The 24,126-nt window shown below is 66.5% G+C and carries 23 protein-coding genes; 11 read left to right on the top strand and 12 right to left on the bottom strand.

All coding sequences use genetic code 11. From position 1 onward, the window contains the following. Positions 1-140 precede the first annotated feature (140 nt). Genes OVO38_RS01725 through prpD form a run of 3 tightly spaced genes read right to left on the bottom strand, consistent with a single transcriptional unit; the run spans position 141 to position 3,745 of the window. Positions 141-1,280 carry a bifunctional 2-methylcitrate synthase/citrate synthase gene (locus OVO38_RS01725; protein ID WP_239215078.1) on the bottom strand — a complete coding sequence of 380 codons (1,140 nt, stop codon included), beginning with the start codon at positions 1,278-1,280 and terminating at the stop codon, positions 141-143. Between the two features lie 32 nt (positions 1,281-1,312). Then, entirely contained in the window at positions 1,313-2,233 is a 921-nt protein-coding gene (gene prpB, locus OVO38_RS01720; protein WP_267207601.1) for a methylisocitrate lyase, read from the bottom strand. Beyond that, entirely contained in the window at positions 2,234-3,745 is a 1,512-nt protein-coding gene (prpD, locus tag OVO38_RS01715) for a 2-methylcitrate dehydratase PrpD (protein WP_267207600.1), read from the bottom strand. Positions 3,746-3,934: 189 nt separating this feature from the next. Here prpD and OVO38_RS01710 point away from each other — a divergent pair, with 189 nt between their 5' ends. Next, positions 3,935-5,197: a short-chain fatty acyl-CoA regulator family protein gene (locus OVO38_RS01710; RefSeq protein ID WP_267207599.1), complete on the top strand. Its 1,263-nt coding sequence runs from the start codon at positions 3,935-3,937 to the stop codon at positions 5,195-5,197. 3 nt (positions 5,198-5,200) lie between these two features. Here the strand turns inward: OVO38_RS01710 and OVO38_RS01705 are convergent, their stop codons facing one another. The 3 genes from OVO38_RS01705 to upp form a co-directional block, all read right to left on the bottom strand. Beyond that, complete coding sequence (locus tag OVO38_RS01705) at positions 5,201-6,607, bottom strand: NAD(P)H-quinone dehydrogenase (RefSeq protein WP_267207598.1); 1,407 nt, start codon at positions 6,605-6,607, stop codon at positions 5,201-5,203. 61 nt (positions 6,608-6,668) lie between these two features. Next, positions 6,669-7,853: an amidohydrolase gene (locus tag OVO38_RS01700; RefSeq protein ID WP_267207597.1), complete on the bottom strand. Its 1,185-nt coding sequence runs from the start codon at positions 7,851-7,853 to the stop codon at positions 6,669-6,671. A gap of 70 nt (positions 7,854-7,923) precedes the next feature. After that, positions 7,924-8,559 (bottom strand): uracil phosphoribosyltransferase, encoded by a 636-nt coding sequence (gene upp / locus OVO38_RS01695; RefSeq protein ID WP_267207596.1) that lies wholly within the window; start codon positions 8,557-8,559, stop codon positions 7,924-7,926. 129 nt (positions 8,560-8,688) lie between these two features. Here upp and OVO38_RS01690 point away from each other — a divergent pair, with 129 nt between their 5' ends. The 5 genes from OVO38_RS01690 (at position 8,689) to OVO38_RS01670 (ending at position 13,884) form a co-directional block, all read left to right on the top strand. Further along, positions 8,689-8,970, top strand: coding sequence for a hypothetical protein (locus tag OVO38_RS01690; protein ID WP_267207595.1), 282 nt, complete (start codon positions 8,689-8,691; stop codon positions 8,968-8,970). Beyond that, complete coding sequence (locus tag OVO38_RS01685; RefSeq protein WP_267207594.1) at positions 8,967-10,064, top strand: C40 family peptidase; 1,098 nt, start codon at positions 8,967-8,969, stop codon at positions 10,062-10,064. Before OVO38_RS01690 ends, OVO38_RS01685 begins: the two co-directional genes overlap by 4 nt. A gap of 60 nt (positions 10,065-10,124) precedes the next feature. Next, the gene (locus tag OVO38_RS01680; RefSeq protein ID WP_267207593.1) at positions 10,125-11,363 is read left to right on the top strand and encodes a hypothetical protein; all 1,239 of its coding nucleotides are present in this window, start codon (positions 10,125-10,127) and stop codon (positions 11,361-11,363) included. A 22-nt stretch (positions 11,364-11,385) separates the two neighbouring features. Continuing rightward, positions 11,386-12,525, top strand: coding sequence for a trimeric intracellular cation channel family protein (locus tag OVO38_RS01675; RefSeq protein WP_267207592.1), 1,140 nt, complete (start codon positions 11,386-11,388; stop codon positions 12,523-12,525). Between the two features lie 63 nt (positions 12,526-12,588). Beyond that, positions 12,589-13,884: a D-alanyl-D-alanine carboxypeptidase family protein gene (locus tag OVO38_RS01670; RefSeq protein WP_267207591.1), complete on the top strand. Its 1,296-nt coding sequence runs from the start codon at positions 12,589-12,591 to the stop codon at positions 13,882-13,884. On the opposite strand, the gene OVO38_RS01665 is transcribed toward OVO38_RS01670, so the two are convergent. After that, positions 13,835-14,920, bottom strand: coding sequence for a YhjD/YihY/BrkB family envelope integrity protein (locus OVO38_RS01665; protein ID WP_095553419.1), 1,086 nt, complete (start codon positions 14,918-14,920; stop codon positions 13,835-13,837). The two genes, OVO38_RS01670 and OVO38_RS01665, sit on opposite strands and share 50 nt — an antisense overlap. Positions 14,921-15,011: 91 nt before the next feature. Next, positions 15,012-16,019, bottom strand: coding sequence for a tryptophan--tRNA ligase (gene trpS / locus OVO38_RS01660; RefSeq protein WP_267207590.1), 1,008 nt, complete (start codon positions 16,017-16,019; stop codon positions 15,012-15,014). A gap of 236 nt (positions 16,020-16,255) precedes the next feature. On the opposite strand from trpS, the gene OVO38_RS01655 reads away from it, so the two are divergent. The 4 genes from OVO38_RS01655 (at position 16,256) to OVO38_RS01640 (ending at position 18,624) form a co-directional block, all read left to right on the top strand. Beyond that, positions 16,256-16,732 carry a glutamine amidotransferase-related protein gene (locus OVO38_RS01655; RefSeq protein WP_109561603.1) on the top strand — a complete coding sequence of 159 codons (477 nt, stop codon included), beginning with the start codon at positions 16,256-16,258 and terminating at the stop codon, positions 16,730-16,732. Positions 16,733-16,910: 178 nt separating this feature from the next. Further along, positions 16,911-17,264, top strand: coding sequence for a GntR family transcriptional regulator (locus OVO38_RS01650; protein WP_095537184.1), 354 nt, complete (start codon positions 16,911-16,913; stop codon positions 17,262-17,264). Beyond that, positions 17,261-17,944, top strand: coding sequence for a hypothetical protein (locus OVO38_RS01645; RefSeq protein WP_095537185.1), 684 nt, complete (start codon positions 17,261-17,263; stop codon positions 17,942-17,944). Before OVO38_RS01650 ends, OVO38_RS01645 begins: the two co-directional genes overlap by 4 nt. Then, positions 17,941-18,624, top strand: a complete 684-nt coding sequence (locus tag OVO38_RS01640; RefSeq protein ID WP_267207589.1) for a hypothetical protein — start codon at positions 17,941-17,943, stop codon at positions 18,622-18,624. Before OVO38_RS01645 ends, OVO38_RS01640 begins: the two co-directional genes overlap by 4 nt. An 18-nt stretch (positions 18,625-18,642) precedes the next feature. Here OVO38_RS01640 and OVO38_RS01635 read toward each other — a convergent pair whose 3' ends face one another. The 4 genes from OVO38_RS01635 to OVO38_RS01620 form a co-directional block, all read right to left on the bottom strand. Next, positions 18,643-18,846 carry a hypothetical protein gene (locus OVO38_RS01635; protein WP_267207588.1) on the bottom strand — a complete coding sequence of 68 codons (204 nt, stop codon included), beginning with the start codon at positions 18,844-18,846 and terminating at the stop codon, positions 18,643-18,645. Beyond that, the gene (bioB, locus tag OVO38_RS01630) at positions 18,846-19,892 is read right to left on the bottom strand and encodes a biotin synthase BioB (RefSeq protein WP_095277691.1); all 1,047 of its coding nucleotides are present in this window, start codon (positions 19,890-19,892) and stop codon (positions 18,846-18,848) included. Before bioB ends, OVO38_RS01635 begins: the two co-directional genes overlap by 1 nt. A gap of 127 nt (positions 19,893-20,019) precedes the next feature. Continuing rightward, on the bottom strand, positions 20,020-20,814 hold the full coding sequence (locus tag OVO38_RS01625) for a trimeric intracellular cation channel family protein (RefSeq protein WP_267207587.1): 795 nt from the start codon (positions 20,812-20,814) through the stop codon (positions 20,020-20,022). Next, on the bottom strand, positions 20,811-21,746 hold the full coding sequence (locus OVO38_RS01620; RefSeq protein ID WP_267207586.1) for an exodeoxyribonuclease III: 936 nt from the start codon (positions 21,744-21,746) through the stop codon (positions 20,811-20,813). Before OVO38_RS01620 ends, OVO38_RS01625 begins: the two co-directional genes overlap by 4 nt. 91 nt (positions 21,747-21,837) lie before the next feature. Here OVO38_RS01620 and OVO38_RS01615 point away from each other — a divergent pair, with 91 nt between their 5' ends. Further along, on the top strand, positions 21,838-24,015 hold the full coding sequence (locus OVO38_RS01615; RefSeq protein ID WP_267207585.1) for an NADP-dependent isocitrate dehydrogenase: 2,178 nt from the start codon (positions 21,838-21,840) through the stop codon (positions 24,013-24,015). Positions 24,016-24,126: the final 111 nt, after the last annotated feature.

Here is a 24,126-nt window from a genome sequence, read left to right as displayed (position 1 = left end):
CGAACGGAGCACCTCGACTCTACCGCGTCCGACGACGCCAGATGTACATTTTATGAACTCATTTGGGGCGGGCAGCGCGCGCAACAGCCCGCCGAGCGCGTTGTGTGCGACGGGGCGGGCTGGCGTCGATAAGCAAATTGCTAGAGGTGGCGCTCCTCCGGGCCGTTGTAGGCGGACAACGGGCGGATGAGCGAGTTGTTCTCGTGCTGCTCGATGATGTGGGCGATCCAGCCGGTGATGCGGGCCATGACGAACAGCGGGGTGAAAAACTCGATGTCGAAGCCCAGGATGTAGTAGGCCGGGCCCGACGGGAAGTCCAGGTTGGGCTTGATGTGGATGGAGGTGTTCTCGTACATCGTTGTTTCCATGATGTCGTAGATGTCCACCCACTTCTGGGAATCCTTCTCCGGGTGCTCGGAGGCGAGCTTCTTAAACGCGGCCTCCATCGTGGGCACGCGCGAGTCGCCCTTCTTGTACACGCGGTGACCGAAGCCCATGACGAGCTCCTTGTTTTTCAGCTTGTTCAGCGTCCAAGCCTCCGCGTTGTCCGGCGAGCCGACCTCGACCATGTTGTGCATGACAAACTCGTTCGCGCCGCCGTGCAGCGGTCCCTTGAGCGCGCCGATCGCCGCGGTGATGGCGGACCACGCGTCGGACTGCGTGGAGGTCACCGTGCGGGCGGTGAAGGTGGAGGCGTTGAAGGAGTGCTCCGCGTACAGGATGAGCGACTTCTCAAAGGCCTCGATGTCGGACGGAATCGTGGCCGGCGAGCCTTCCTCGTCGCCGAAGACCATCCAGAGGAAGTTCTCGGCAAAGCTCTTGTCGTGCGACGGCGCGAGGTAGTCCTTGCCCTGGCGGCGGCGGATGTCGGTGGCCACGACGGTCGGCAGCTTGGCCAGCAGCTGGGTGCCGATCTTGCGGATGTGGTCCGCGTCCGGCGTGAACTTGTGCTCGTCGCGGGTGCCCAGGAAGGACACGGCGGTGCGCAGCACGTCCATCGGGTGGCAGTCCTTGGGCAGGAAGTTGATGACCTGGATGAGGTCCTCGTCGATGTCGCGGTTGGCCATGCAGCCGTTGCGGAACTCCTCGCGGCCCTGCTCGTCCGGCAGCTCGCCGTGCCACAGCAGGTACGCGACCTCCTCGAAGGTGCAGTTTTCGGCGAGCTCCTGCACGGGGTAGCCCTGGTACAGCAGCGAGTTGGTCTCGGGGTTGACTTTGGAGATGGCCGTGTAGTCGGCGACGACGCCGGCGAGGCCCTTGCGAATTTCCTGATCAGACATGATGTGCTCCTTTGGGGGGATGGGGATGGGGTCTACTCGAACGTGGACGAGTAGCTGTCCTTGGAGTAGGTGAAGACGGACTGGTCGAACTGGTTGTATTCGTCGTAGCGGACGAGCTCGTAGAGGCGCGAGCGGTGCTGCATCTTGTCCAGCCACGGCGTTTGGATGCCGGTGTCGGCGATGTCGCGCAGCATCGCCTCGGTCTGACCCATGGCGATGCGGAACGTGGTCACCGGCCAGATCACCGCGTTGTAGCCGAGGTTTTCCAGCGTGCCGGCGGACAGCAGCTCGGTTTTGCCGAACTCCGTCATGTTGGCCAGCAGCGGGGTGTCCACGGCGGCGCGGAACTTGGAAAAGTCTGCCTCCGAGTACAGCGCCTCGGTGAAGATGAGGTCCGCGCCCGCGTCGGCGTACGCCTTCGCGCGCTCGATGGCCTCGTCGATGCCTTCGATGCCGGCGGCGTCGGTGCGCGCGCAGATGACGAAGTTGTCGTCCTGCCGCTCGCGCACCGCCGCGGTGATGCGACGCACCATGAGGTCGCGGGGCACGACCTCCTTGCCGTCGAGGTGGCCGCAGCGCTTCGGGTTCACCTGGTCTTCCAGGTGGAGCGCCGCGAGTCCTGCGGCTTCGAATTCAGCGACGGTGCGGGCTGCGGACATGGGTTCGCCGAAGCCGGTGTCGGCGTCGATAAGCACTGGCAGGTTGGTGGCGCGGGCGATCTGGCCGCCGCGGTTGGCTACCTCGGACAGGGTGGTCAGGCCGATGTCGGGCAGGCCGAGGTCGTTGGCCACCACGGCGCCGGAGACGTACACGCCCTCGAAGGCGCCGATGTCCTCGATCAACCGCGCCGTGAGCGGGTTGAACGCGCCCGGCAGTGTGGTGATGGTCTCCGAGGTGAGCGAGTCGCGCAATGCTTGCCGACGCTCACGCGGTGTCTTCTCTGGTGCAAACATTTAGAAGATGCCTCCTGGGATCTCGGGGGCGCCCGCCTTCGCGTCGTCATTGACCGCGATGTTGAGCGCGGACAGGTCAGTGAGGTGTTCCAGGTCCTGCACCGCGGCCAGGAAGCGGTCCTGCTCCTCCGGGGCGACAATGCCCTCGGCGAGGGTGCGGAATTTCTGGATGTAGTTGTCGCGCTCGAAGGGGCGGGCGCCGAACGGGTGGGCGTCGGCGACAGCCATCTCGTCCTCGATGGCGGTGCCGTCGGCGAAGGTGATCACGGCGCGCGCGCCGAAGGCCTTCTCGTTCGGGTCCTGCGAGTGGTAGCGGCGGGTCCACTCCTTGTCCTCCACCGTGGAGATCTTGTGCCACAGGGCGACGGTCTCGGGGCGGCCGGCGCGCTCCGGGGTGTAGGAGTTGACGTGGTGCCAGGTGCCGTCCTCGAGCGCGACGGCGAACATGTACATGATGGAGTGGTCGAGGGTTTCGCGGGATGCGGTGGGGTCCATCTTCTGCGGGTCGTTCGCGCCGGTACCGATGACGTAGTGGGTGTGGTGCGAGGTGTGCAGGACGATGGATTCGATGTCGGCGGTGGACTTGCCGGCATCAGCGATGGTCTGCTTCATGCGGCGCGCCAGGTCGATCGGCGCCTGGGCCTGGTACTCGGCGGAGTGCTCCTTGGTGTAGGTCTCCAGGATGGCGCGCTTGGCCTCGCCGTCGGCAGGCAGCGGCACGGTGTAGGTGCGCTCCGGGGAGTGCAGCATCCAGGCGATAAAGCCGTCCTCGCCCTCCCAGATCGGGGCCGGCGCGCCCTCGCCGCGCATGGTGCGGTCGACGGCCTCGATGCCCATCTTGCCGGCAAACGCCGGTGCGGACGCCTTCCACGAGGAGATCAGGCCCTTGCGGGACTGGCGGGTGGCGGTAGTGGTGTGCAGCGCCTGGCCGACTGCCTGGTAGATGGTGTCCACGTCCAGGTCCAGCATGGTGCCGATGCCGGCCGCCACCGACGGCCCGAGGTGCGCGACGTGGTCGATCTTCCACTCGTGCAGGCAGATGCCCTTGACCAGGTTGACCTGGATCTCGTAGCCGGTGGCGATGCCGCGGATAAGCGCCTTGCCGTCGAGCCCCTTGTGCTGGGCGACGGCCAGGATCGGCGGGATGTTGTCGCCCGGGTGCGAGTATTCGGCGGCGAGGAAGGTGTCGTGGAAGTCCAGCTCGCGCACGGCCGTGCCGTTGGCAAACGCGGCCCACTCGGCGGAGTAGGCGCCGTCCGCGCCGAAAACCTGCGCGCCGCCCTCGGCGACCGGGTGCGCCAGCGCCATCTCGCGCGCCGTGGCGACGGGGCGGCGGCCGTAGGAGGCGACGGCGACGGAGGCGTTGTCGATGATGCGGTTGATAATCATCTCGCGCGTGTCTGCCGGCACCTCGACCGGGTCGGCGGCGACTTTGGCCACCTTGTAGGCGAGGTGTTCCTCGATGGGGAAATCGTCGGCGGACTTCCGGGTGCGGACTTCGTGGTTGATCATTCGATGTGCAACTCCTCGGCTGGTGTGGGGGCGAGTGGGCGTCGATAAGCGACTTGGTGCACCTCATAGTAAGCGGGCGAATGTGTCGCACGACATATTTTGCTGTGTGAAAAGGAGTGTCACGGGTGCGCGGTTTTTGTAAACTTTGTAAAACCACAGTTCAACGCACCGAAGCGGCGGGGAGGCCCAATGACCAAGCACTACGCGGGGGCAAGAATCCACACGCTGCGCGCCAACGAGGGGCTCACGCAGGTGGACATGGCGCGCAAGCTCGGCATCTCCACCAGCTACCTCAACCAGCTGGAAAACGACCAGCGGCCCCTCACCGTCACCGTGCTCCTGCAGCTCACGCAGGTCTTCGGGCTGGACGCGACGTTCTTCTCCCCCGACGCCGAGCAGCGCGTCGCCGGCGAACTCGCGGAGCTGCTGCCCGGCGCGCCGGAGTCGGAGCTCGCGGAAATCGCGCTACGCTACCCCGCCGTTGCGCAGGGCATCAAAGACCTTCCCGGGATGCTCGCCGGCGCCGCCAGCAACCCGCACATCGTCGTGCGCGACTTCTTCCAGCAGCACAACAACTACTTCCACGACCTGGACACGGCCGCAGAGGACTTCGCCACCCCGCTGCACGCGCGCCAGCTGCGGCTCACCCGCATCGCCGCCGTGCTGGACCGCGACTTCGGCTACACCGTCCGCTTCAACCAGCACACCGGCGGCGAGCGCTCGGCCGCCAGCGCCGACGCGCGCGAGATCCGCCTGCGCACCGGCCTTTCCGAGGCCCAGCAGTGCTTCGAGCTGTCGTACCACTACGCGCGCATCGCGCACGGGCAGCTTCTCGACGCCCACGCCTCCCCCATCGCCAACCCCCGCGCCCGCCAACTCGCGCGCCACGGCCTGGCGCAGTACTTCGCCGCGGCCGCCACCATGCCGTATTCGCTCATCCTGGAGGCGGCGGAGGAAACCCGCTACGACGTGGACGTGATCTCCGCGCGCTTCGGCACCGGCTTCGAGTCCACCTGCCAGCGGCTGGGCACCCTGCAGCGGCCCGGCGCGACCGCCATCCCCTTCGTGTTCATCCGCACCGACCGGGCGGGCAACATCTCGAAGCGGCAGTCCACCACCTCGTTCCACTTCTCCCAGCGCGGCGGGACCTGCCCGCTGTGGGTGGTACATCGGGCGTTTGAGACCTCCAACCGCGTCACCCGGCAGGTCTCCGTCATGCCCGACGGGCGGACGTACATGTGGGTGGCGCGGATGGTGCAGGGCCCGGCGGTGGAGTTTGGGAAACCGCGCAAGGAAAACGCCGTGGCGCTGGGGTGCGACGCCGCCCACGCGGACCGGATGGTCTACGCGGACGGGCTCGACCTGTCGCCGGACTCCGCCACCCCGATCGGGCCGGGGTGCGAGACGTGCCCGCGCCACGGGTGCCCGCAGCGGGCGTTCCCGGCGCTGTGAGGTTTAATCCAGGTCGGACTTCTTCACCAGGCGGCGCGCCGCCTCCGTGACGGAGCCGGACAGCGACGGGTAGACCGCCATGGAGTTGGCCAGCTGCGCGACGGTGAGGTTGTTGGCCACCGCGATGGTGAGCGAGTGAATGAGCTCGGAGGCGGTCGGCGCGACGATCACGCCGCCGATGACCTGGCCGGAGCCCTTGCGGGCAAAGATCTTGACAAAGCCGTGCTGCAGGGAGCGCATCTTGGCGCGCGCGTTGGTGGCCAGGGGCAGCTTGTACACCTCGGCGGCCACCTCCCCGTCCTTGATCTGCTGCTCGGTCACGCCCACCGCGGCGATCTCGGGGCGGGTGAACACGGCGTTGCCCACGGTCTTGATGCGCAGGGGGGTCACGCCCTCGCCGAGCGCGTGGTCCACGGCGATGCGGCCCTGCTGCGCAGCCACGGATGCCAGCGGCATGAGGTCGGAGCAGTCGCCCGCAGCGTAGATGCCGGAGACGTTGGTGCGGGAGACGCGGTCGACGTGGATGTGGCCCGACGGGGTGGTCTCCACACCGGCGGCCTCCAGGTTCAGGTCCGCGGTGTTCGGGATGGAACCGATGGACATCATCACGTGCGAGCCCTCGATGGCGCGCCCGTCGGTGGTGTGGACGACCACGCCGCCGCCGGTGTTTTCCACGCGCTCGACGCGCGCGTCCTTCTCCAGCTGCACGCCCAGGTTGCCCAGGACGGTCTCGAGCACGTCTGCGGCATCCGCATCGTCGTGCGGCAGGATGCGGTTACGCGACGCCACCATGGTCACCTTCACGCCCAGCTCGGCGAAGGCGGAGACGAACTCCGCGCCGGTGACGCCGGAGCCGACGACGATGAGGTGGGTGGGCATCTCGATGAGGTCGTACATCTGGCGCCAGTTGAGGATGCGCTCCCCGTCCGGCTCGGCGCCCTTGAGCACGCGCGGGCTCGCGCCGGTGCAGACGAGCACCATGTCGCAGTCGATGTGCTCGGTAGTGCCGTCGGCGCACTCGACTTCGAGGCTGTGCGTGGTGTGGCCGTGCTGTTCGTCGGTGAAGCGCGCGCGGCCGTCGATAAAGCGCACGCCCACGCGGTCCAGCTGGGCGCGAATGTCGCGCGACTGCTCGGCCGCCAGCGCCACTACGCGGTTGTTCAGCGCGCTCAGCGCCAGGTGCGCCTCGCCCAGGCCGTGGTTGAGCCCCATGTCGTCGGCGCGACGCAAGTCCGTCTTAATGTTGGCGCCCGCAATGAAGCTTTTCGACGGCACCACGTCCTTCCGGATCGCCGATCCGCCAGCCCCCTGGTCCTCCACCACGATAATCTCCGCGCCGTAATTTGACGCGACCAGCGCGGCCTCGTACCCTGCCGGACCTCCACCAACAATGACGATCTTCTTCGACACCGAGTTTCTCTCCCCTTTTTTATGCGAGCGGAATTTTTCGTGCGCCAGTGTACAGGCCCGTCTAAGGCTTCGATGCGTTGAAGTACTGCTCCACCACGGAGCCGAAGAAGCGCACGCCGACGGCGATGGCGCGCTCGTCAATGTTCAGGTTGCCCTGGTGCAGGTCGTACTGCTCCCCGCTCCCGCTCCACGCGCCGAGGCGGACCATCGCGCCGGGGATGTGCTCGAGGTACCAGGAGAAGTCCTCTCCGCCCGAGGACTGCGGGGCAGTGACGATCCCGTGCGGGTCCACGGCGCGGCCGGCGGCGGCCGCGAGGGCGGTGGCGGCGTCGTCGTTCAGCACTGGCGGCACGCCGCGCACGTAATCCAGGTGGTAGGTGCAGCCGGTCGGCGCGACGACCAGGTCGATCAGGTCCGTGAGCAGGTCCTCCAGCCCGCGCCAGGTGGTGATGTCCGCGGTGCGGATCGTCCCGTCCAGCACGCCGACCTTTGGGATCGCGTTCGGGGCGTCGCCGGCCTCCACGTGGCCGAACACCAGCACGGTGCCGGTGCGCGGGTCCACGCGGCGCGACAGCAGCGCCGGCAGCTGCGTCACCAGCGCGCCAAGGGCGTAGACCACGTCCGTGGTCAGCTGCGGGCGCGAGGTGTGGCCGCCCGGCCCCTCCACCCGCACGCTCAGCACGTCTGAGGCAGACGTGATCGCCCCGGTGCGCACGCCGACCTGCCCCACCCGCAGCTTCGGCTCGGTGTGCAGCGCGTAAATCGTGCTCACGCCTTCGAGCGCGCCCCATTTGATGACGTCGAGCGCGCCGCCGCCCATGACCTCTTCGGCCGGTTGGAAGATGACGCGTACGCCGTGGGGCAAGGGTGCTTTGGCAAGCGCACATGCGAGCGCCAGCGCAACGGTGGTGTGGACATCGTGGCCGCACGCGTGAGAGACCCCCGGCTCAGTGGAGGCGAACGAGAGGCCGGTCTGCTCGGTGACCTTCAGGGCATCAATGTCTGCGCGGAACGCGAGGCGTTCGCCGCCCTCCGGTCCGATGTCCACGTACAGCCCGGTGCCCGGGAAGGGGACGGGCTGCAGCCCGTGCGCGACGAGGACATCGTGGATGAACCTGGTCGTCTGGACCTCTTCGTTGGAGAGCTCGGGGTGGGAGTGCAGATGTCGGCGCCACTCGATGACCTCGTCGTGGTGCTGCGTGACCCATGTGTCCACGGCTGCCGCGATTGATGCCGTGTCTGCCATTGTCCCTCCGGCTCTCTCGATGTGGCGTGTGCTTAGCCTGACAGTCTACGCGCGCACGCCCAGCGCAGAGCTAAAAGTCAATATTGCGCGGCCCGTAGAGGCGATCGCCGGCGTCGCCAAGCCCGGGCACGATGTACGCCTGCTCGTTCAAGCTCGGGTCGATCGCCGCGGTGATGAGCCGGATGGGACCGCCGTGAGCTTGCAGCTTATCGACGCCCGGCTGCGCACTCACCATGCACACACAGGTAATATCGTCCGCCCCGCGGTCAACCAACAGGTCGATCGCGTGGATGAGCGAGCCGCCCGTGGCCAGCATCGGGTCGACGAGGAAGACGGGCTGGCCGGACAGGTCGTTCGGCAGCGCCTCCAGGTACGGCACCGGCTCGTGCGTCTCCTCATTGCGGGCCATGCCGATGAAGCCGACCTGCGCGTCCGGGATCATGGACAGCGCGGGATCGATCATGCCGAGGCCGGCGCGGATGATGGGGACGATGATTGGCGGCGTCTTCAGCCGGGACCCCTGGGCGGTATCCACCGGGGTGACGGTGTCGAAGGTTTCCACCTCGAGGTCGCGGGAGGCCTCGTAGATCAGCATGGTGCCCAGGTCCGCGAGCGCCGCGCGGAAGGCTGCGTTGTTGCTGCGCTCGTCGCGCATGATGGTCAGGCGGGAGGCGGCAAGGGGATGATTCACAACGGTGATGTCCATGACTCTCCATGCTAACCCACTGGCGCGAAACGACCGCGAAACAACGAGGTCCAGCGGGCGCGACGAAAAATTTGTCACTTTTTTGGCTCTCGATGGAACCGGGGGCGCCTTCGCTGCGTCTAATACTGCATGAACGTATTTGAACTCGACGCCACACATGTCCGCACCCACACCGATGCGCTGCGCAATGACGCAGCATCGCTTGCGCCCCTGTCCGAACTGCCCATCCCCGCCACCGGCCCGCTCGCAAACTTCGCCCGCGCCACCGCTGGCGCCATCCGCTGCTCCAACGGCAAGGCCGAAGAGCTGCAGGAGGCCGCCCGCCGGATCGCGGGCAACATGGACCTCACGCTGCAGGCAGCCCACTGTGTGGACGAGACCACGGGGCTCACCCTGGAGGGCGCGCTATGAGCACAGCAACGCCATCGCCCCTGACCGCGTTCGCCCAACATCCCACCTTCACCGCGGTGCGCGATACCGCGCGGGGCTCGTGCATCGACCCGCTTTACGCGGCCACGAAGATCTTCGCGTCCTGCCCGGAGATTTTCCCGACGCTCCCGCCGTTTTCCACCCCGCAGTTCGCCGCCTTCGACCCGCTCGCCAGCGTCGTCGGGGCGGATGCCGGGCGCTACCGCGACGCGGTCACCGCGCTGACCGAGCAGCGCGACGAGATCAGCGACATCGTCGTCACCGGCACCACGCTCGTCGCCACCGCGGTGGGCGAGCTCGTGGACACCGCCATCTCCATGGTCCGCAACGCGTCCGCCGCTGCTGCCGCAGCTGCCGTCGGCGGGCCGCTCGCGCAGCTCTCCGCCGCCGCGCCCGTGGTGATCACCGGCCTGCTCAAGGCTGGCGCAATCCTGGAAACCTTGGGCAATGACCTCGACGGCCTCGCCGACCGGCTGAACCAGACGACGCTGGCGATGCAAGCCCGGGAGGCGATGGTGGCGTCGCCGGTCGCGCAGGAAGCGCAGCGCACGCTCGGCGAGCTGGTCGATCGCTCTCCCCTGGCCGCGATCCGTCCCACCACCGCCCCGGTGCCGGAAACCCGCCCGGCGGCGCAGCCGATGGCGGCGAGCGTCGGCGGCGGCGAACCCGGCCCTGCGGGCGAGGCGACCCCGCCGGAGCTCGGCAAGCCGGTGAGCCCTGCAAGCCCTGCGAGTACGGCCGGGTCCGCTGCGGTGCAGGCGGCGAAGTCGCAGATCGGCACCCCGTACACCTGGGGCGGCAGCCAGCCCGGCGGCTTCGACTGCTCCGGTCTCACCTCCTGGGCGTATGGGCAGGCCGGCGTGGACATCCCGCGCACCGCAGCGGAGCAGGCCGTCGGCCAGCAGGTGGCGTACGAGGACCTGCAGGAGGGCGACCTGGTGGTGTGGGACGGCCACGTCGCCATGTACGCCGGCGACGGGATGATGATCGAGGCGGGCGACCCCGTCCAGCTCAATCCGGTGCGCACCGAGAACATCGGCATGCCGTTCCGCGGCTTCTGGCGTCCGACGGCGTAGCCGGGAGGGGTAGCGGGTTGGGTGCGTCGCGCGCGGCGACCTTTAGTAAAGTTTGCGTTCATGAGCACGCGCGCGATCCTCCCCGTCAAGATTTCACTGACCCTGGGCGATTTCTACACCCTGTGGGCCCCGACCTGGAAGGAGCACGGCTCCGAGTGGCAGGCGTTCCTCGGAGACGACCAGTCCATCCTGGTGTTTAATTCACCGGCCGAGCTGCTGGCGTACATCAATACCCACGCCGAGCACGACCTGACGGACCACCCGAAGTGGGCGCACTTTAGCGGCCAGGGCGACGACCGCGTCGTGCCGGACGAGAAGCACACGTTCGACATCATCGGCGCGCCGGAGTACTTGGCGGGACGCCCGAGCCACGTCAACGTCTCGTCGCTGGGCGGCGTGCTGCAGATTGCTCGCTCGCTGGCGGACGTGGCCAGCGCCGAGCACGCGCAGATCTTCTTCGCCTCGCACTCGGTGCTGGGCAACGTGGCGCGCGGCGCCGACCACTACGCGGGCGAGAACGGCATGGACGAGTGGACCGGGCTCGGCCACGTCATCCTGGCCAACTGGAAGGGGGTCGTGGAGTCGCTCGATGGCGCTGTGCGTTTGGTGTCGGCGGATGAGCTGGATGCTGCGAGCGTCGATAATGCGCGCGCCGCGATCGAGTCCGCCCAGGCAACGCGCGCCGCGAACAAGGAACGCGAGGAGGCGGCGGCGAAGGAGCAGGCCGCCGCGGCGGACCCGTACGACGCCACGGTGTGGGCCAACGCCGGCATCGACCCGGTCAAGATCTCCATCCAGGGCAAGAGCGTGTACACCCTGCGCACCTACCTCGGCTCCGCCCCGGTGTTCATGGGCAAGTACGGCGAGATCATGACGTTCCCGTCCACGAAGCATCTCGGCCGCTGGATCTTGCAGAACGACGAGCACGACCTGGCCTCCCTGTCCACCTGGCCGGACTTGGTCAACGCCGCCAACGCCGGCGACCTGAAGGTGGAGGTCCACCCGGACAACTCCTACTCGTTCAACGGGCTTGCGCAGGACATCGCGAAGGGTGTCGACACCGTGGACACCCAGCAGATGGCGAAGGCGTACGAGCTGCTTGCCGACGCCGCCGACTGGGCCAAGGACGACTCCCTCAACTCCTTCCTGCTGGCCAACCCGCGCTTCCAGGACTACCTGGCCTACATGCTCGGTTCCACCGAGGCCGCAGGCTACGTCCCGTCCGCCCCATTCACGGATAAGGCGGAATCCTGGACCGAGATGGAAAACCAGCTGATCAAGCGCTTCTCCAAGTTCTAGAAAGCTTCAGGCATCCCACGCCATGACCCCCGATCAGGTCGATCCCCTTATCACCACTATCTACCGTTGGTTCGACGTCTCCGGTGTGCTGCTCATGGGCATCATCGGCGGAACCCTGGCCCGCCACCGCGGCTACGACATCATCGGTTTCTTCTTCATCGCCATGCTGTCAGCCCTCGGCGGGGGCATGCTTCGCGACGTCCTGATCAACCAGGGCACCGTCGCCGCCATGAACCAACCCGAGTACCTCATCTTGGCGTTCACGGGCGCGCTCATCGCCCGCTTCACCTACTTCAAGGGCAAGGCCTGGGAGCTCTTACAAAGCCACGGCGACGCGTTCGTCTCGGCGCTGTGGGCCGCCACGGGCGTGGGCAAGGCGATCACGTACGGCCTCCCCATCCTGCCCACGATCATGATGGGCGTGTTCACGGCGACGGGCGGCGGCATGATCCGCGACGTGGTCACCGGGCGCGAGCCGTCCATTTTCGGCGACAACCAGCCGACGGTCATCCCGGCGGTCGCCTGCGCGCTGATCATGCTGCTGGGCAACGCGACCGGGTTCCTCGCCGTGGGCATGGTGCTGGGGCCGATCGTCAGCTTCGCGCTGTTCCTCGCCGGCTACTGGGGGAATTGGCGCGTGTCCACCAACCCGGAGTACGCCCCGGTGAATGAGACCGCGGTACAGGTGGCGCACCTGGCCAAGAAGGCGGAGCACCGCTCGCGCGCCGTCGCCCGCGAGCTGGAGCCGACCCGCGTGCGCTCGTGGCGCCACCGCCAGATGGAGAAGGCGCTGCAGCGCCGCATCGAAAGCGAGGTGCGCAAGGGCAAGCGCCGCGCCACCGCGCAGACGGAGGCGGACGATTTCCTGCAGGAGTTCACCCACGAATTCTCCGCCATCGACCCGACGATGCTGGACAAGGCCGAGCAATCGCCTCGCGACGCCACTGAGCCCGCCGAACCCGAGAGCCTCCTCGACGGCCTGGGCGTGGACCTCGCCGGCGACTCGTACGACGACGACCCAGCCCCCGAGGACCGCCGCCCCGCCGACGCCGACACAATTGCAATGCACAACGACATGCTCGATACGATCCTCGCTGACGACAAGCTCACCGACGAGCTCATCGAGCGCCTCGCCGCCCGCTACGCCCAGAACGACGAGTAGCGCCGCCCGCGCGTCCGTCCGCGGGCCCGTGGCAGGCAGCGCGTACGATCATGCGATGTGTTTGTGCAACGGAGAAGTGTCGCTGCCGTGGCGGTGGCGTCGATAGCCATCGCGGTGCCTGCCGCCCCGAACCTGGCGGTCGCGCAGGAGACGTCCACGACTGCGCTCACCCCAGGCCCCGGCCACTTTGACGAGTTTGGCAACTGGGTCCCACCGGTGCGCGACCGCGCCCCGGACACCGACAACTGCCCGAACGCGCAGCGGCCGTCGGCAGCGATGTCCACCTCCGAGCGGCTCGCGCCGGGTCAGCCCACGCCGACGCCGCCGCCGCAGGTCTACGACGGCCCCTGCGGCGTGATCGTCCCGCCCGGCTATGCGGTGCCGCGCGACGTGTACGCCTCCGCCTGGGCCGTGTTCGACGCCGACTCCGGCGAGGTCGTCGCGATGAAGGACCCGCACGGGCGGTACCGGCCGGCCTCGATTATCAAGGTCCTGCTCGCGCTCGTGGTGATCAACGAGCTCCCGCTAGACCAACAGGTCCCGGTCTCGGAAGCGTCTGCGAACCAGGAGGGCTCGCGCGCCGGCATCGGGGCGGGCGGCACCTACACCGTCAACGACCTCCTGCACGGCCTGCTCATGGCGTCGGGCAACGATACCGCCCACGCCCTCGCCCAGGCGATCGGCGGCGACGACGCGGCGCTGCGCAAGGTCAACGCGCTCGCCCAGGACCTCGGCATGCGCGATACCTACGTCGCGTCCTACTCCGGCCTCGACGCCCCCGGCATGTCCACCTCCGCCTGGGACCTGTCGCTGGCCTACCGCGCCGCGTTCCAGAACCAGACCTTTGCCGGCATCGTGGACACGGATTCCTACGAGTTCCCCGGCTTCGACGACCTGCCCGGCTTCCAGCTCTGGAACGACAACCAGCTCTACCTCAACGACCCCGAAGGCATCGGCGGCAAAACCGGCTACACCGACGACGCCAACCACACCTTCGTCGGCGGCGTGCACCACGACGGTCGCCGCCTCGTTGCGGTGCTCCTGGACACCACCGTCGGCGAGCACCGGGCGTGGGGCCAGGCCCAGGAGCTCCTCGCCGCCGCCTACCCCGTCGCCGCGGGCCAGGGCGTCGCATCGCTTGACGACGCCACCGCCCCCTCCACCTCGCCCTCCACCACTCCCCTCGCTCCGGGTCCGGACGAGGGGGCGTCGACAAGCACTGATGCGCAAAAAGCGCCGGCGACCACCCCGTGGAAGTCCATCGGGATCGTCGCCGGCGTGGCCGTGCTGGCGCTGGTGGCGCTGGCGCTTAGCCTCGGGTCAAGAGGGACACCACCCCGACACCGACGGCGCCGATAGCCGCGCCGACACCGAGCGCCTTGCCGGTGTTGGAATTCTGGCGGGCGGCGCCGGAGCGCACGTTGATCACGGCGGGCTCCGGCACCTCCGCGGGCGCACGCTTCAGGCTCTCCTGGGTTGTCGCGGTCCACGCGGACATGTACAGGACGACGCGCCAGATCAGATAGAGCACAACCATCAGGGAGATCAGCGGGCCGAAGATGGCGCCCGCCGGGTTGCCGGTCATCGAGCCGATGATGAGGCCGGCGAACTGCTTGATCACCTCGAAGACGATCGCGCCGAGCAGCGCGCCCTGCATGCCGGACTTCACCGGCACCTTCGTGCGCGGCAGGAACATCACGACCCACAGCATGACGAGGAAGTTCGCCAGGATGCCCACGAGCAGCCCGACGACCCACACCAGCACGCGCGCGCCCGGGACCTGGTCCAGGCCGATGTACTCGAGCAGTTGGTCCGTCCAGCCCGACACACCGAGCGCGGTGACGGCGAACGCGACGACGAACAGCACAATGAGGCCGATCAGGCCAACGAGGTCCCACAGCTTCTTGGACACGAAGCCGCCGCCCTCGTTGGCGTCCAGGTTCCACATCGCGGAGACGCCGACGCGCAGGTTGTTCATCCAGCCCAGTCCGGACCACAGGGTGGTGAGCAGGCCGATGCCGGCGACCGCGCCGCGCTGATCAATCGCGGACTGGATGAGGTCATTGACCATGCTGCCCATGTCGCCCTCCAGGCTCTCGCTGACCTGGTTCTGGATGTCCTGCATGAGGTCCGGGCGGGCGTTGAGGAAGAAACCGAGGCCGGCGAAAACCAGCATCAAAAGCGGGAAGAGCGAGAGCACGGAAAAGTACGTGATGCCCGCGGCGTAGTGGTTGCCGCCCTGGGCGCCGAAGCGGTCGTTCATGCGCAACAGGTGGCCAACGGCGGGCGCCTTCTTCTGCACCCCGCCCATGGCGCCGTCCTGCTGCTGCTTCGTGGCACGCTCAATGCCGTGCTCGTCGGTGTACGCCTTGGACGGCGACGTCGATGTTGCCATGCGGCAATCCTTCCTCACTCAGTGGACTGTTGTCAGCACCACAATCGTAGAGGAAGCGTTGGGGCGTCGATACTTGATGCCCCGTGTGGTGCTAGGCGCGCTTGAGAAAACCGGTCTTCTCGTAGACATCGGCGAGCAGCGGCGCGGCGACCTCGCGGGCGCGCTCCGCACCGCGGGCGAGGATGGCCTCGAGCTCCGCCTGGTCCGACATGAGCTCGTCGTAGCGGGCGCGCAGCGGGGTGGTGAACGCCTCGAGCGCGTCCGCCGTGTCCACCTTGAGCGCGCCGTAGCCCTGACCCTCGTAGCCGGCGACCAGGTCATCGATGGATTTGCCCGTCAGCGCCGACTGGATAACCAGCAGGTTGGACACGCCCGGCTTGTTCTCCTTGTCGTAGGCGATGACGCCGTCCGCGTCGGTCATGGCCGAGCGGATGCGCTTTGCCGACGTCTTCGGCGCGTCCAGCAGGTTAATCAGGCCCTTCGGGTTCTGGCCCGACTTGCTCATCTTGGAGGTCGGATCCTGCAGGTCATAGATCTTCGCCGCGCCCTCCGGGATGAAGCCCTCCGGCACCACGAACGTCTCGCCGCGCTTGGCGTTGAAGCGCTCCGCCAGGTTGCGCGTCAACTCCAGGTGCTGGCGCTGGTCCTCGCCCACCGGCACGAGCTGCGGGGAGTACAGCAGGATGTCCGCGGCCATCAAGACGGGATAAGTAAACAGGCCCACCGAGGTGCGGTCCTGCCCCTGCTTCTGGCTCTTGTCCTTGAACTGGGTCATGCGGCTGGCCTCGCCGAAACCGGTCAGGCACTGCAGCACCCAGGTCAGCTCCGCGTGCTCCGGCACGTGCGACTGCACGAACAGCGTCGACTTCTCCGGGTCGATGCCCAGCGCGATCAGCTGCGCGCAGCCGGCGATCGTGCGCTGGCGCAGCTCCTCCGGGTCTTGCTCCACCGTGATCGCGTGCAGGTCCGGGATGAAGTAGAACGCCTCGTAGTCGTCCTGCAGGTCAATCCACTGCTTCAGCGCACCGAGGTAGTTCCCCAGGTGATAGGAGTCGGCGGTGGGCTGGATTCCGGAAAGGACGCGTTTCATACACCACATATTAACCCGATACGTAATCGAGGGAACCGGGGGTTCTTTATCGCTACGATGAAGCCCACGAAAAGAGCAGCGATGACTGTAAGTAACCGCCCTGAGACAGTTCAGGATGCCAAGGGAGAACATCCGCACCGCGGCTAGACTTCATTCGAGAAGCTGGCCCTCAAGAGAACGCGAGGGCAACGGCAGATCCGCGTCACTGATGAAATGCGTCACATCGTCTCGTTTGATTCCTCAACGTGCGTATCACTGTCCTCCAGCTCGACCCGATCCGCCCGCTCCAGCGCCTCGGCCACCAGATCATCGCCGACTGCTTCGGCGGCGACGTCTCCGTTGGCCTGGCCAGCCAGAACAAAAAAGGGCACCGTACGGCTGTCGCTGACCGAAGCCGGTCGCACAGACCTTCTCCTCGCCCCCTCATCCTCGAGCCGGTTGTCGTCGAATCCCACCACGACGCAGTAGTGTCACTCCCGCCCGGCGCGCAACTACTCGGTTCGAGTGCTCACTGCCCTATCCAGGCAATGTGGCTCGACCCCATCGTTTCGGTGCAGTTCTCCCCCGAATGCGCCCCTGATGTCGCAGGTCAATGGGCCGCACGCAGCAATTACGACGCCACCACCGTCGCCCACGATCTCTCGCGCCACGTCGACCGCCTCACCCATACCGGCGACACCCTCGCCACCGGCTCCCTCCATGCCCCCCAGGTGTGGCGGTAGTTGCGGTAGGTATTTCAGATTTCGCCTACCACTTGCTCGACCCGACCAGTAGTACAGGGATGCAGCACTGCTAGAAATCAGCGCTGACAAGCAGCTTTCGCGACCTAACCGGCCCTACCGGCGCGTTGGAAAATTTGGGGGTTGACACGCCAGCCTTGCTGGTTCTATGGTTACCCACATGAGTGGTAAACCCATATACCAACAGATTGCCGATGAGTTACGTGACCTCATCGGCGCTGGCGCCCTCGCTCCCGGCGACCGGGTGCCGTCCACCAACGAGTTGTCCGCCTATCACTCCGTCAACCCAACAACCTCCGCCAAGGCGCTCACCGAACTATTCGACGAGGGCCTGCTGGAAAAGCGTCGCGGGCTCGGCATGTTTGTTCTAGAGAGTGCGCGTGACCAGGTATTAGGTACGCGTCGCGAGGCATTTGCCCGCAACTTTGTCCAACCGCTTGTCCATGAGGCCAACCAGCTCGGCATCACCACCGAGGAGCTGGCCGCAATGATTAAAAAGGAGCGCCCCCAATGAACCCCGGCTTCTACGCGCTGGTCGGCCCAAACGCCGCCGGCAAAACCCATTTCCTACACACACTCATGGGCCCGCACGCCGCGTTTGTCCCGGCTGGTGCGGACGCGAAGTTTGCGGGCACGACCGTAGACGACCACCTGCGCGCGGTCGCGGCCATCCACCCACATGCAGAGCTCGACTTCCCCAACACCCGTATCAGGGACCTCTCCGTTGGGCAGCGCCGCCTCCTCACCATCGAGGTGGCCCTAGCCATCGGCAAGGACCTGCTACTCCTCGACGAGCCGTTTGACGGCATCGACACCACCACCCGTAAACAGGTCCGCCAGCGGCTGATTGACTACATCGCGGAGAACCCGCAGCGCAGCGTGGTGATGGCGTCGCATCGCGCCGAGGACTTCGCCGGTTTGGCCACCCATGTCATGCAGACATTCGATCACGAGGTCTCGCGCCCTGTCCCACTCGACGACGCCCGCCTGCGTTTTCCGACGGTCACCGGCCCCACCGCCGAGATCAAAGAACTTATCGCCCGCTTCCCTGTTGCGGAGTCAGCGAGCCTCGGGCCGACGACACGCGCCACTTTCACCGAACCCATCAGTGAGAACGATGTCCACCTACCCATCGAGTACCCGGACGATGCCGAACTCATCGACCTCCTTGCGACAGAAAGGCCCGCACGATGAAACTCTTCCTCAGCCCCTTCAAGCCGCTGTCCTACCTGGTGGCGTTGGCCGTATTACTAATCCTGGCCCCTCTGGGCCGTTTCTACAGTGGAGACGGTTCCTTCTGGACCATCTTCGGAGGCTTCGCCCTGACCGCCCTATTTTTCCACGCTGGCACGCAGTGGAGCGCGTTAAACCAGCTCGGCGCGAGCTTTTCCGCGTGGATGAACTCTGCAACAATCACCGCCGTCATTGCGGCGGTGATACTTGGAGTGTCCACCGCGGCATCCTCGATCTACAACCAGTTCAAGAACCCGTACTACCAGCCCTATGACCTGTTCCTATTCACCAACGGCGCAGACGTACCCTGGACGGACACGAACGGCGATGCCTACATCATGGCGAACGCCGGGCAAGACACCACATCTATGACCCTGACGATGCTGCTCCACATCGCGTTCTTCTTCGTGGCTGCCATCGTGGGGGTTGCGCTCGGTTTGGTCTACGCCTCCTACGGCACCGGGCGCGGCCTCATCACCGCTTTCTCCACCTTCCTCATCGCGGTGACACTGTGCTGGACTATTGAATCCCATATAGGTGAGTGGTACACCGCCGAAGTCAGTGGCATGAGTGCCGCATGCCTGGTCACACTCGCCGTCAGCGCGATAGCGTTTCGTAGCACAAAGCGCTTCGTGCCCTAGCAACCACTCGCACCTCCGCTACCGCTCTAGCCACTCCGAGCGCAGGATGCCGTGGCGGGAACAGCACGCCTCCCAGCCGAACGGGCTGATCTTGACCACCATGCGACGCTCGCACACCGGGCAAATGCGCGGCGCGTCATAGGGGCGGTTCGGGTTCACGGGCAGCTGAAGCTCGCCGGACAGGATGGCGTCGGCAAGCTCGGTGCTCTCCGGCACGCGCATTAGAGGGCCTTGATAGTGTCGTAGACCGCGCCGTGGCCGGACTTCATCTTCTGGCCGACCGGGGTGATGCCCAGGTCAAGCACGCGGTCAACGGCCTCGCGGTCCTGCTCGATCGGGCGGCCCAGGGTGGTCAGGTAGTTGCCGCCGATGATGGCGTTGGCGCCGCCGAGGAGGCCGGCTTCGGTGCCGTCGTCGCCGAGCGCGAGCTCGGTGCCACCAGCAAAACGCAGCTGGGCGGTCGGCATGGCCAGGCGGAACGCCGCGACGGCGCGCAGCGCCTCGCCCTGTGGAACCAGCGGGCGGTCCTCAAACGGGGTGCCCGGGCGCGGATCGAGGAAGTTCATCGGGACCTCGTGCGGCTGGATCTCCGCGAGCTGGGTGGCAAACTCGGCGCGCTGCTCCAGGGACTCACCCAGGCCGATGATGCCGCCGCAGCAGGTTTCCATGCCCTCGGCCAGCACGTACTCGAGCGTGTTCTTGCGCTCCTCCCAGGTGTGGGTGGTCACCACGTTGGGGAAGTAAGACTTCGCGGTCTCAAAATTGTGGTTGTAGCGCGACACGCCCATCTCCTTGAGCTGGCGCGCCTGGTCCTGGGTGAGGATGCCCAGGGATGCGGAGATGGAGATGTCCACCTCGTCCTGGATGGCCTTGACTGCGGCGGCAACCTGGTCGAGCAGCTGCTGGGTCGGCCCCTTCACGGCGGCGACGATACAGAACTCGGCCGCGCCCATCTTCTCGGACTGCTTGGCAGCCTCGACGAGCTCGTTGATGTCCAGGGTCACGGCGCGGACCGGGGACTCGAACAGGCCGGACTGGGAGCAGAAGTGGCAGTCCTCCGGGCAGCCGCCGGTTTTCAGGGAGATGATGCCTTCCAGCGACACGTCAACGCCGCAGTGCTTAATGCGGGTCTCGTGCGCGATCTCCAGCAGCTCCTGGAGGTCCTCGTCAGGAACCTGGAGGACCTGCAGGATCTCCTCCTGGTTCAGACCCTCGCCCTTCTCCAGGGCCTTTTCGCGTGCAATATCAAGAATAGGTGCGTGTGACATTGGTTAAACTCCGTTCTCAATGTAATGACTGCCAAAAGGCTACCGCATTGCTTGAACAGTGTTCAGGTGTTGCCCCAAAAATCCCCCGCGTCCCCGAATCTGGGGGCGGGGGTGCGCGATGTCAGGATCACTCGCCGTCGGAGCGCTTCCGCTCGCTCCTGGGCGGCAGCTTCATCTTCTTCAAGCCCCGGTACGCAGTGCGCGCGCCCGGAATGTGGCGAGCGCGGTGATACATGAAGGTGGTCAGCGCGTAGCGCGGGTCGTAGGCGGCCGCCGCCTCCTCGTCGTATTCGTAGACCGGCAGGCTCCAGCCCCGCTTGAGCGAGAACAGGCGCACCCCGAGCACCGCGACCAGGGTCACTAGGATGACCGCCCACTCGTGGATGCCCAGCCAGGACAGGACCCACCACACCACAACACCGATGACGGCAGCCGAGGCGTACATCTCCTTGTGGAAGACGAGCGGGACGCGGTCGGAGAGGACGTCGCGAAGCACACCGCCCGACACGCCCGTGGTCACCGCCGCAACGCACGCGATGATGAAGCCGTGCCCGTTCTCCACAGCAGTTTGGATACCCAGCACGGCGAACGCCGCCAGGCCGATCGCATCGGCGACGAGGAAGCTGCGCCGCAGCCGCACGAGCAACCAGCTCACCCGCACCGTCACCGCAGCCGCGACGATCACGGTGACCAGGTACAGCGGCTGCTCCACCCACGTCAGCGGGTACGTGCCGAGCAGCACGTCGCGCACCGTGCCGCCGCCCAGCGCGGTCAGCGCGCCGAGCGTGATCACGCCGAACAGGTCCATGCGCATCCGGCCCGCCGCCACCGCCGCCGTCATCGCCTCGGCCACGATGCCGATGACGTAGAGGATGGAGACCAGGTTCGCGGTGCTGAAGTTGGAAACATAGGAAGCGATCATGCTCCACCCCCGTCGGCGTACTCGACCAGAAGCGGAGAGTGGTCCGACCAGCGCAGCTCCACCGCGCCCGCCTTCTCCACCCAACTGCGCTGTGCGCGGGCAAGCATGTCTGCGGTCGCCGCCTGGTAGTCGATGCGCCACCCTGCGTCGTTGTTAAACGCCTGTCCGCGGTAGGTCCACCACGTGTACGGCGCGCCCTCGGGCGACAGGCGACGGGCCACGTCGAACCACGCCGGCTCCGCCGCAGCCGTGCGCGGCGCTGGATCCCCAGCATCCCCGGCACCGTATTCCACCGCGCCGGCCCAGCCCGAGTTCGCCTTGTCCTCTATATCCTGCGCCTCATCGTCGGGGAATGCGCCGAACACCGAGTCCATAAACGCGCGCTCCGGCGGCAGGAAGCCGGACTTTTTGCGGTTCGTCTTCCAGTTCTTCAGGTCCTCGCGGCGGTGGCAGATGTTCCAGTCGCCGCCGATCACCATCTGCGGGTACTGCGCGGCCCACTGGGCGAGCAGGGGCTCGAACTGATCGAGGAATTCGTATTTTTCGTCCTGCTTCGCGGTCTCGGCCGCGCCCGACGGCAGATAGAGGGAGGCGACGCGCGTCCCGCACGGCAGGGTCCCCGCCAGGAACCTGCCGGCGGTTTCGAATCCGGGGATGCCAGTGTGGACGTCGATAAGCGAATGCTTCGACAAAATGCCGACCCCGGCCCTCCCCTTCGCCTCAGCGGGCGCAACTACCAGCTGCCAACCCTCATCGAGGGCGGGGGCAAGCGCCGCGTGCGCCTGCTCCTCCGTCGCGCGGACTTCCTGCATCAGTACCACGTCGGCGCTGGTGTGCTGCAGCCACTCGAGCATGCCCAGGTTGTCCTCGTTGCGAACCTTCGTCGCGGCCCGAATCCCGTTGACATTCACAGAAGCGATAGTGAGACTCATGCCCCCGAGACTACCTTTTACAGGACAAGCGGTATGTAAACGCTGTACGCTGAGAGGTTGAACACTGCCAACCAGAAATATGAGGAGCACAATGGCTAAGATCATCTGGACCCGCACCGACGAGGCGCCCCTGCTGGCGACCTACTCGCTCAAGCCGATCGTGGAGGCGTTCGCCTCCCAGGCAGGGATCGATGTGGATACCGCCGACATCTCGCTCGCCGGCCGCATTATCTCGCAGTTCCCGGAGCGCCTCACCGATGAGCAGAAGCTTGACGACGCATTGGCGCAGCTCGGCCAGCTGGCCAAGACGCCCGAGGCGAACATTATTAAGCTGCCGAACATCTCCGCATCTCTGGTGCAGCTGAAGAAGGCTATCGCCGAGCTGCAGGCCGCCGGTTTTGACCTGCCGGAGTACGAGGAGGCGCAGGAGAAGTACGACGCCGTCAAGGGCTCCGCCGTGAACCCGGTGCTGCGCGAAGGCAACTCCGATCGCCGTGCGCCGGAGGCTGTGAAGAACTACACCAAGAAGCACCCGCACTCCATGGGCGAGTGGTCGAAGGACTCCAAGACCAACGTCGCCACCATGGATGCCGGCGACTTCCGCCACAACGAGAAGTCCGTCATTATCCCGTCCGAGGACACCCTCACCATCAAGATGACCGACGGCACCGTGCTCAAGGAGGGCCTGAAGGTCCAGGCCGGCGAGGTCATCGACGCGACCTACATGTCCGCCGCCGCCCTCGACGCATTCCTGCTCGAGGCCGTCAAGCGCGCCAAGGAAGAGGGCGTGCTCTTCTCCGCGCACCTGAAGGCCACCATGATGAAGGTCTCCGACCCGATCATCTTCGGCCACGTCGTGCGCGCATACTTCAAGCCCGTCTTTGACAAGTACGGCGAAGAGCTGCTCGAGGCCGGCCTGAACGGCGAGAACGGCCTCGGTGCAATTCTCGACGGCCTGTCCGAGCTGGAGAACGGCGAGGAGATCCGCAAGGCGTTCGAGCAGCAGCTTGTCGACGGCCCGTCGCTGGCCATGGTCAACTCCCACAAGGGCATCACCAACCTGCACGTGCCGTCGGACGTGATCATCGACGCCTCCATGCCGGCCATGATCCGCACCTCCGGCCACATGTGGAACGCCGACGACCAGGAGCAGGACACCCTGGCCGTCATCCCGGACTCCTCCTACGCCGGCGTCTACCAGGCCGTGATCGACGACTGCCGCGCCAACGGCGCCTACGACCCGACCACCATGGGTACCGTCCCGAACGTCGGCCTCATGGCGCAGAAGGCCGAGGAGTACGGCTCCCACGACAAGACCTTCAAGATCCCGGCAGACGGCACCGTACAGGTGGTCAACTCCGCAGGCGACGTGCTGATCGAGCACGACGTCCAGGCCGGTGACATCTGGCGCGCCACCCAGACCAAGGACGCCCCGATCCAGGACTGGGTCAAGCTGGCCGTCAACCGCGCACGCCTCTCCGGCATGAAGACCATCTTCTGGCTCGACGAGGAGCGCGCACACGACCGCAACCTCATTGAGCTGGTGAACAAGTACCTGGCCGACCACGACACCGAGGGCCTGGACATCTCCATCCAATCCCCGGTCGAGGCCACCAAGACCTCCATCGAGCGCATCCGTCGCGGCGAGGACACCATCTCCGTCACCGGCAACGTGCTGCGTGACTACAACACGGACCTCTTCCCCATCCTCGAGCTGGGCACCTCCGCGAAGATGCTCTCCGTGGTCCCGCTGATGGCAGGCGGCGGCCTGTTCGAGACCGGTGCCGGCGGCTCCGCCCCGAAGCACGTCCAGCAGGTCCAGGAAGAAAACCACCTGCGCTGGGACTCCCTCGGCGAGTACCTCGCACTGGCTGAGTCCTTCCGCCACGAGAAGAACACCAACGGCAACGAGCGCGCCGGCGTCCTGGCCGCCGCGCTGGACAAGGCCACCGAGCAGCTTCTCGACGAAGGCAAGTCCCCCTCCCGCAAGGTCAACGAGATCGACGACCGCGGTTCCCACTTCTGGCTGTCCCTGTTCTGGGCCGAGGCACTCGCCGCCCAGACCGACGACGCCGAGCTGGCCTCCGCGTTCGAGCCGATTGCAAAGGACCTGCGCGACAACGCCGAGCAGATCGACTCCGAGCTGCTCGCCGCACAGGGTTCCGCCGCTGACCTGGGTGGCTACTACTGGCCGGACGAGGAGAAGACCACCGCGGTCATGCGCCCGTCCGAAACCTTCAACAAGATCATCGACGCGCTGAAGAAGTAGGCGCTCGGCCATTCCGGCCCCGGTTGCTGCGTTTTCGTGGCGGCCGGGGCTTTGGTTTACGGCTCTTGACCTGGCCTGTCGATGTCGCACTACGTAGCCTCAGAAGCGTAG

This window comes from Corynebacterium sp. Marseille-P8863, from assembly GCF_946902955.1.
In the GTDB taxonomy this organism is placed as follows: Bacteria; Actinomycetota; Actinomycetes; order Mycobacteriales; family Mycobacteriaceae; genus Corynebacterium; species Corynebacterium gottingense.
Note: the sequence above shows the minus strand (reverse complement) of the source record. Positions and strands in the feature narration are given on the sequence as shown.

What these genes read in the sequence shown, in the direction of transcription:
- prpB (WP_267207601.1), bottom strand. Translation starts at nt 2,233, where the DNA reads ATGTTTGCACCAGAGAAGACACCGCGTGAGCGTCGGCAAGCATTGCGC.
- trpS (WP_267207590.1), bottom strand. Translation starts at nt 16,019, where the DNA reads ATGTGGTGTATGAAACGCGTCCTTTCCGGAATCCAGCCCACCGCCGAC.
- OVO38_RS01620 (WP_267207586.1), bottom strand. Translation starts at nt 21,746, where the DNA reads ATGAGTCTCACTATCGCTTCTGTGAATGTCAACGGGATTCGGGCCGCG.
- OVO38_RS01650 (WP_095537184.1), top strand. Translation starts at nt 16,911, where the DNA reads ATGAGTGGTAAACCCATATACCAACAGATTGCCGATGAGTTACGTGAC.
- OVO38_RS01690 (WP_267207595.1), top strand. Translation starts at nt 8,689, where the DNA reads ATGAACGTATTTGAACTCGACGCCACACATGTCCGCACCCACACCGAT.
- OVO38_RS01700 (WP_267207597.1), bottom strand. Translation starts at nt 7,853, where the DNA reads ATGGCAGACACGGCATCAATCGCGGCAGCCGTGGACACATGGGTCACG.
- upp (WP_267207596.1), bottom strand. Translation starts at nt 8,559, where the DNA reads ATGGACATCACCGTTGTGAATCATCCCCTTGCCGCCTCCCGCCTGACC.
- bioB (WP_095277691.1), bottom strand. Translation starts at nt 19,892, where the DNA reads ATGTCACACGCACCTATTCTTGATATTGCACGCGAAAAGGCCCTGGAG.
- OVO38_RS01685 (WP_267207594.1), top strand. Translation starts at nt 8,967, where the DNA reads ATGAGCACAGCAACGCCATCGCCCCTGACCGCGTTCGCCCAACATCCC.
- OVO38_RS01710 (WP_267207599.1), top strand. Translation starts at nt 3,935, where the DNA reads ATGACCAAGCACTACGCGGGGGCAAGAATCCACACGCTGCGCGCCAAC.
- OVO38_RS01665 (WP_095553419.1), bottom strand. Translation starts at nt 14,920, where the DNA reads ATGGCAACATCGACGTCGCCGTCCAAGGCGTACACCGACGAGCACGGC.
- OVO38_RS01615 (WP_267207585.1), top strand. Translation starts at nt 21,838, where the DNA reads ATGGCTAAGATCATCTGGACCCGCACCGACGAGGCGCCCCTGCTGGCG.
- OVO38_RS01645 (WP_095537185.1), top strand. Translation starts at nt 17,261, where the DNA reads ATGAACCCCGGCTTCTACGCGCTGGTCGGCCCAAACGCCGCCGGCAAA.
- OVO38_RS01680 (WP_267207593.1), top strand. Translation starts at nt 10,125, where the DNA reads ATGAGCACGCGCGCGATCCTCCCCGTCAAGATTTCACTGACCCTGGGC.
- OVO38_RS01725 (WP_239215078.1), bottom strand. Translation starts at nt 1,280, where the DNA reads ATGTCTGATCAGGAAATTCGCAAGGGCCTCGCCGGCGTCGTCGCCGAC.
- prpD (WP_267207600.1), bottom strand. Translation starts at nt 3,745, where the DNA reads ATGATCAACCACGAAGTCCGCACCCGGAAGTCCGCCGACGATTTCCCC.
- OVO38_RS01625 (WP_267207587.1), bottom strand. Translation starts at nt 20,814, where the DNA reads ATGATCGCTTCCTATGTTTCCAACTTCAGCACCGCGAACCTGGTCTCC.
- OVO38_RS01675 (WP_267207592.1), top strand. Translation starts at nt 11,386, where the DNA reads ATGACCCCCGATCAGGTCGATCCCCTTATCACCACTATCTACCGTTGG.
- OVO38_RS01635 (WP_267207588.1), bottom strand. Translation starts at nt 18,846, where the DNA reads ATGCGCGTGCCGGAGAGCACCGAGCTTGCCGACGCCATCCTGTCCGGC.
- OVO38_RS01640 (WP_267207589.1), top strand. Translation starts at nt 17,941, where the DNA reads ATGAAACTCTTCCTCAGCCCCTTCAAGCCGCTGTCCTACCTGGTGGCG.